We start from the raw sequence: 6313 nt of genomic DNA, 5'->3' as shown, positions 1-6313 counted from the left end.
ACAAGCGATTAACCAACGTCATATTACGTAAAAAATTTAATCGCAATACTGAAAGCTACCTCAGCGAGTTAGAGAAAAGATGGGATCTACTTAATTGTTAGTTGATTATGCTGTCGTAGAAAAAAAAGAAGCGCCGCTCCCGCCGGGAAATGCGCTTCTTTCGTTATATTGAGGCCAGCTTCATATCCATATCTTGCGTGCTTCGCCGATACTCTCTCGGCGTAATGCCGGTCTTCTTGCGAAACAGCGCATGGAAAAACTTCATGTCCTGGTAGCCGACCTGATTGGCTGCCTCCTGAATCGAAATTTCGGTCGATTTCAGCAGCTCGCAGCAGCGCTGGACACGGATATTTTGCAAATATTGCATGAACGTGACGCCCGACGTTTTCTTGAACAGACGTTGAAAGTGGCTCGGGCTAATGAACGATCGCTCCGCTACTTGCTGAACCGTGAGGTTCGCGGCAAAGTGATCGTTAATATACTGGATGGCGTCATCCATGTTGTTCGTCGGCGTTGAGACGAGGCTTCCGTCGCATTCGTAGCGCTGCAGCATGGCTAGAACCTGGATAAGCTGCCCCATCATCAAATATTCATAACGGGGTCCTTTCTTCAGAAATTCCCTGTACATCCCGTGCATGATGGACAAAAACTTGTCGAACTTGTCCTGGTACTGAAGCCACTTGACAGTGAACGGCGGCGAGCCGTACAAAAAGCTGTGCAGCATGGACGATTCGCAGACGACGGATTTCAATTGCTCCAGCAGGCGCGTCCGAAAGATGCAGTTGTAGATGACAAGCTGCTTGTCCCGGGAAGACGGCCGGAACACATGCGACGTGCCGATCGGAATGACAAACAGATCGCCGCGTTTGATCGGGATCATCTGATCCTCGATATAGTGATACCCGCTGCCTTCCTCCACATAGCTGATTTCAATAAAATCATGGGTATGCTGCGATAGTGAAAACGACTCTACTTCGCGATTGATAAATATATCAAATTCAGGGTTGAAAAACCTGTCCCCGTTCAATTCGATGACACGCCAATTCATACAATCACCCCAGTCGAGTGTGTGTAGGTGAACTTCATGGACACTTCAGTACAGTATATCGTATCAAAACTTTTCAATTAAAGCGATTACAAAATGTGTTGAGTCCACTAAAAAATATTTCATGGCCGTTCGCTTAGACGGGTGTCCTGCCGTTCTGCTTCACCCAGTCCTCCGTAAATTGAACGTACTTGATCGCCTTCCGCAGGTACGAATAGGCGGCGTGAATGCTGCCGTCCCCCGTCCCCATAATACTCGGATATGAATAGCCGGTTTGCTTCTCCCGATGCTCGAGATCCGACATCTGGATATTTTTTACATATGGCCATGTTTTTCCGCCATCCTCCGAGATAGCGACCGTGAGCGGCGTCCGCAGCGTCTTCTTGTGCCATTCGCCATTTCTTTCGATCCAGCGGTATTGATCTCTCTCCATCGTGGAATCGTTATAGATAAGCGCCAAATGGCCGCTGGCAAGCTTCGCCGCTTGAATAGAGGAATTGTTGTTCGGCAAAGACGTCTTCGCAGGCTCGCTCCAGGTTCTTCCAAAATCCGCGGAGACGCTGCTGTAAATGCGGTCGGCATGGCGGCTGCGGTAGACGGCGAACAACGTCCCGTCATCGAGCTCCACTACGCTCATCTGAACGCGGTGCAGACTGCCCGGCACTTCGAATTCCGTCCACGTCTTTCCTTGGTCGGCTGAAAGGAGTACGACGCTGTAATGCCCGCCCGGCTTGCAGTAATAGCACGGCAACAGCCATTCCCCGTTGCTCATCGCCAGAATAGGCTGGCGGAGAAACAGGCCGGGGCCCTCATGCAGTACAAAAGGCTGCCCCCAAGTATATCCGTGGTCTTCCGAGATGCGGCCGGCGACTTTGGAGGTCTGCTGGTTATGGGGCTCGTTAGACGTATGCAGAAGCCATACCTTGCCGTCCGGCGCTTGGAAGACGAGCGGATTTTGCTCCGAGCGCGCCGGGTCGGCCGCTATCTCCATCGGCTCCTCCCACCGGTCGCCGCCTGCAGGGAGCCTCGCCAGCAGCACATTCGTATCCGGGTTGCCCTCGCCGCTTCCGGAGAACCAAACACAAAGCAAGTCGCCATTGTCCAGAGCCAGCAAATTCGCCGAATGGCTGTCGGGCTCGTACCGGATCGGCAGAAGCGCTTCCGTCAGCTGCGGATCCTGCTCCGATGGACTCAAAATACCGTTATATCGTTCCGTTAATTGCATGGTTTACACACCTTTCCGTTGTTCTTTCATGAATTCCAGCGGCACCGTCGCAGCTGCCAGGCGATCCGATACAAAGGCCGCCTTTCCGTTCAGGTACAACCGGTAGCCTGCTTCTATTCCATTCGGATACCTGCTGAGGCCCGGCTTGCCGTAAGTGATCCGAATCTCATGACCCGCCGCTTTCACCCGGTCAAGCTCGAAATAATCGAGACCGATATCGAGCGGATCGAGACGGAGGCAATCGGATTCAACGGAGAGCCCTGCTACGTGGGTGACGATCAGATCGATATAATACGAGTGGTTGTATTCCTGCTCGTCGCTGAGCGGCTCTCCCGTTCCGCTGTTGTAATGCTCCACCAGTCCTGGCCGGTCCAAATCCCGGTTCTGAAAATGGAGGAACGAATATTCCCTCAGACCGCGCGCGAACGCTTCATTATAGACATATCCGCGCCGCTTGCTCTCGCGGGCGAGCGCGTCCAGCGCGATCGAGTTCGTGTACGGCCAAGTGGGCCCGTTCCACATGCAGCCGTTGCGTCCTTTAATAAAGTGGCCGAACCATCCGCCTTCCTTCGAATAGGCGACGCTGTCGGCCGAGACCGTCGGATACGGGCAGGCCGTGGCGAATTCGTTCGGATCCAGCAAATGAGCGGCAAGACCGTCATGCCTGTCGTCAAGCATGTCCGCCCACGCCGGGTAGAAGCCGACGATATTTTTCACAAGCGCCTTCTCATCCGTCTGATCATGCAGATCGTAGAAGAAAGCCGTCGTTTCGTCCCACATCTTCTCCAATATATCGGTTTTGATCCGATTTGCCAGTTGCAGGTATTTGACCGACTCCGGATCGCCTGTGCTTTCACACAACCGAGCCACGCCGAGAGCGTTAAGATAATGATAGACGGTTCTGTCCACCCGCTTCACGTGCGTATACGTTTCCGGATCCTTCGGATTGCGAGGATAATCGTGGAAATACCAATAGCTTGGCTGATATTCCTTCCCTGTCCGGGTATGCCAGTATTCCGTCATTAAACCGTCCCGTTCGTTGCCGTACACTTCCTGCCAGCTCGAAATCTGGGCTTTCAGTCCTGGAAGCGCCTCCATTATTGCGTTCTCGTTGCGATGAACGAGGAACAGCCGGTAAGCAGCCCAACCGATATAATTGGCAAAGGAGTGCATCCGTTCATCCGCCGTCAGACAGCAGTACATGCCGTTGTCCGCAGGCGTTTCCTGCATGTTCCGCAGCGCTCCCATGCTGGCGGCGGGATCGTGGTGCCACCTCGCGTCCGTCAGATGCAGCGGGACGGACAAATTGATCAGCTTGCTGAACTCCCACCCGCCCTTGGAGAACGGGCGCTTGTCCTTCTTATGGGAACGTCCTTCGTAGAACAGCGGATGCTGCAGCAAGCCGTAACGCGGATCGGCCATGTTGTGACGGAGCAGGAACCACCGGTACGTCCACGTTTTGTCCAGCACCGGATCGTTGCTCTTGAAGCGCGGCGCTGCGTCGAACCATCCTTGGTACGCCGCCTGTTGCCCGGATGCGGTCTCATCAAGGCTTGCAGGCTTGCGGATGAAACGCGATGCGAGGCTCATCAATGCTTCATTGTTGTCGAGCGACCGGATTCCGAGTGCCGCGGCAACGATAAACGTTTTCGTCTCACCAGGCTGCAGCCTCAGGCCGTCGCTCAACAAGGAAGGCTCGCTCCCAACGATGCACGCATCGATGTCAAAGCTGTAAAAAGGGATATCGAAGCCGCCCTGCAGACCTGCGGAGCCGCAAACCTGAAAGCCGGACGGCACGGCCGCCCGCAGCAGCAGCTCTCCATCGGACCGGTTCGTCCAAGTCTGGCAGGAAACGGCGCAGTCCTCCCAGGTAATAAATTTCGTCTCCTCATAGCCGATCCGGTCGTCGGAATAGGCGAGCCGGAGCTGGCTGGGATACCAATCGGATTTGGCCGTTTCCATATTGTATGCTTGGCCGTTAGCCGTAATGGTGAAAAGAAGCGGAATATTTACTTTGTGAATGAAGTCGAATCGGCCGACAAAACCTGGAGCGGCCTCAACGTAATCAGCCCATAAACGCGCGCCCGTAGGACCGAGCAAAAGACCTCCCGGGACGGTGCACAGCGCCTTCCTCCCCGCCTTCAACTCCTCGTCGATCATGCTACAGCTACCTCCAATCGTTTGGTTTCTCAATTACTAGTATATCGGCCAAGCTATAGTTGTTCAGCGGGGTTAACGAAGAATTTATAGGGCAATCGAACTCGCTTGCCGAATGCCCCTCCTTTGCTCCGGACCGTAATCCCCTATGATTATTTATTGATCCGTCGCTTGCAAGAGATGATTTATCATGCGGTTAAGGCTAAGCTGCTAATTCAATCGCCCCTCGCACGGAAAAAGGGGATGGTCGCCCATCCCCCTTGCTTAGCTGTCCCATAAGGACGGCATCAGCCGTTTAAGCTTGTTATTTTTGCGCCAATTGTTCCTGAATCAGCTTATTCGCATTCTCTTCCGCTCTTCGAAGCGCCGTATTGACGTCGAGATTGCCCTTCGCAATTTCACGGACGATATCCTCGTCTAAGGCCTTTTCGATGACAATCTCGTCGTATTGCGTAAGGACGCGGGGAGTAGCGGGCTTGCCGTAGTAGAGTGCCTTGATGTTCTTTTCGCCTGCGAACGGATATTCGGCAAATGCCGCATCGCGCACCGTTTGCGTCGTAAGCGGCGTAATCATGCCTTTCTTGGACATAGTCGTCTGGTGCTCTTCCGATATCAGATATTTCAGCACTTCCATGGAAGTGTCCTGGTTTTTCGAAAGAGCCGAAATGCCTACATAGGTAGCATACGGCTGCGTATTCACCTCAGGCATATCCTTGAAGGTCGGAACGGCTGCAATATCCCAGTCCATGGCGAGAGAAGTCTCGGCACTCTGCATCCAACCCGACGTATAGACATACATGCCGACCACGAAATCCTTATTGAAGTCCGCATGCGCCAGCCACTTCTCGTTGGCTCGCTGCTGCACTCCCGGATCCCGGGTGAAGTTATAGAAAATATTCTGGAATATGAATTTCCATTGGTCGTTATTGACGGTCGCCATATTCGTCGCCGGATCGATAAAACCGGCCGAATTTTGGGCGACGCGGAGATAGTGCTTCGGCGACATCCACAGACCGATATATTGCTTGCCGCCTTCATTGCGGGTAATCTGTTTGGACAGCTCCAGCGCATCGTCCCAGGTCATGCCGTCCCACGGATATTTTACTCCGAATCGGTCGAAGATCCCCTTGTTGTAATACATAACGAATTTATTGTCGCTGACCGGCAGCAGATTTACCTTTCCGTCGATCTTGACCGGTTCCAAATAAGTGGGCTCGATGGTGCTGATATCGACATCATGCGCCTCGATCAACGAACTGAGGTCGAGAGCCATATTAGCCGGCACATAGTCTTCCCGCAATTCGCCGGCCGACGACAGGAACATGTCGATCTGCGTGCCGGATGCGATGACCTGTTCCAATTTCCGTTCGTCCGTTTGGTTGATATAAGTGATATTGATTTCCGGGAATTTTTGTTTAATATATTGGCCGTAACGTTCCTCGAACTGTTCGGGGCTCGTCAAGCCGAACCAAGTCAAATCGGCTTTCAGTTCCTCCGGATTGCCGGTACCGGCTGCGGAACCTTCAGTCGCTTCTGACCCGGAAGGCTTCTCGCTCTGCGAGGGTTCCGCATTACCTCCGGAATTGCTGGAGCATGCCGCCAGAACAGTTAGAATCATGAACAAGGACAGCATCATTGAAACCATTTTCCGTAACATAATAATTATTTCCTCCCTTTTCTAATCAACCTCAGATTTTCGTTTCCCCATTGTAAGCGCTGTCTTTCCTGCTGATAAATGGCCGCCGTTTCCCCCCTTCAAATGAACGGCTCTATGTGATTCATGCTGTTGACAAGTCTAATTATAATGACAAAGCCGCTGCCTTTTTTAGGGCGAAACCGCCTTTCCTATAGGGGAATACAACACAACTTTCGAGAAAATACCGTCA

The 6313-nt window shown here is 52.8% G+C and carries 4 protein-coding genes; all 4 read right to left on the bottom strand.

Annotated features, from left to right (window positions below; genetic code table 11):
- Nucleotides 1-163 precede the first annotated feature (163 nt).
- Nucleotides 164-1048 (bottom strand): AraC family transcriptional regulator, encoded by an 885-nt coding sequence (locus RCO25_RS12875; RefSeq protein ID WP_308996544.1) that lies wholly within the window; start codon nt 1046-1048, stop codon nt 164-166.
- Nucleotides 1049-1181: 133 nt separating this feature from the next.
- Nucleotides 1182-2270: a sialidase family protein gene (locus RCO25_RS12870; protein WP_308996543.1), complete on the bottom strand. Its 1089-nt coding sequence runs from the start codon at nt 2268-2270 to the stop codon at nt 1182-1184.
- 3 nt (nt 2271-2273) lie between these two features.
- Nucleotides 2274-4430, bottom strand: coding sequence for an MGH1-like glycoside hydrolase domain-containing protein (locus RCO25_RS12865; protein ID WP_308996542.1), 2157 nt, complete (start codon nt 4428-4430; stop codon nt 2274-2276).
- Nucleotides 4431-4731: 301 nt separating this feature from the next.
- Nucleotides 4732-6084 (bottom strand): extracellular solute-binding protein, encoded by a 1353-nt coding sequence (locus tag RCO25_RS12860; RefSeq protein ID WP_308996541.1) that lies wholly within the window; start codon nt 6082-6084, stop codon nt 4732-4734.
- Nucleotides 6085-6313 lie beyond the last annotated feature (229 nt).

Source organism: Paenibacillus sp. LHD-38 (assembly GCF_031157315.1).
Lineage (GTDB): Bacteria > Bacillota > Bacilli > Paenibacillales > Paenibacillaceae > Pristimantibacillus.
This window is presented reverse-complemented; position numbering and strand designations above follow the sequence as displayed.

What these genes read in the sequence shown, in the direction of transcription:
- RCO25_RS12875 (WP_308996544.1), bottom strand. Translation starts at nt 1,048, where the DNA reads ATGAATTGGCGTGTCATCGAATTGAACGGGGACAGGTTTTTCAACCCT.
- RCO25_RS12870 (WP_308996543.1), bottom strand. Translation starts at nt 2,270, where the DNA reads ATGCAATTAACGGAACGATATAACGGTATTTTGAGTCCATCGGAGCAG.
- RCO25_RS12865 (WP_308996542.1), bottom strand. Translation starts at nt 4,430, where the DNA reads ATGATCGACGAGGAGTTGAAGGCGGGGAGGAAGGCGCTGTGCACCGTC.
- RCO25_RS12860 (WP_308996541.1), bottom strand. Translation starts at nt 6,084, where the DNA reads ATGTTACGGAAAATGGTTTCAATGATGCTGTCCTTGTTCATGATTCTA.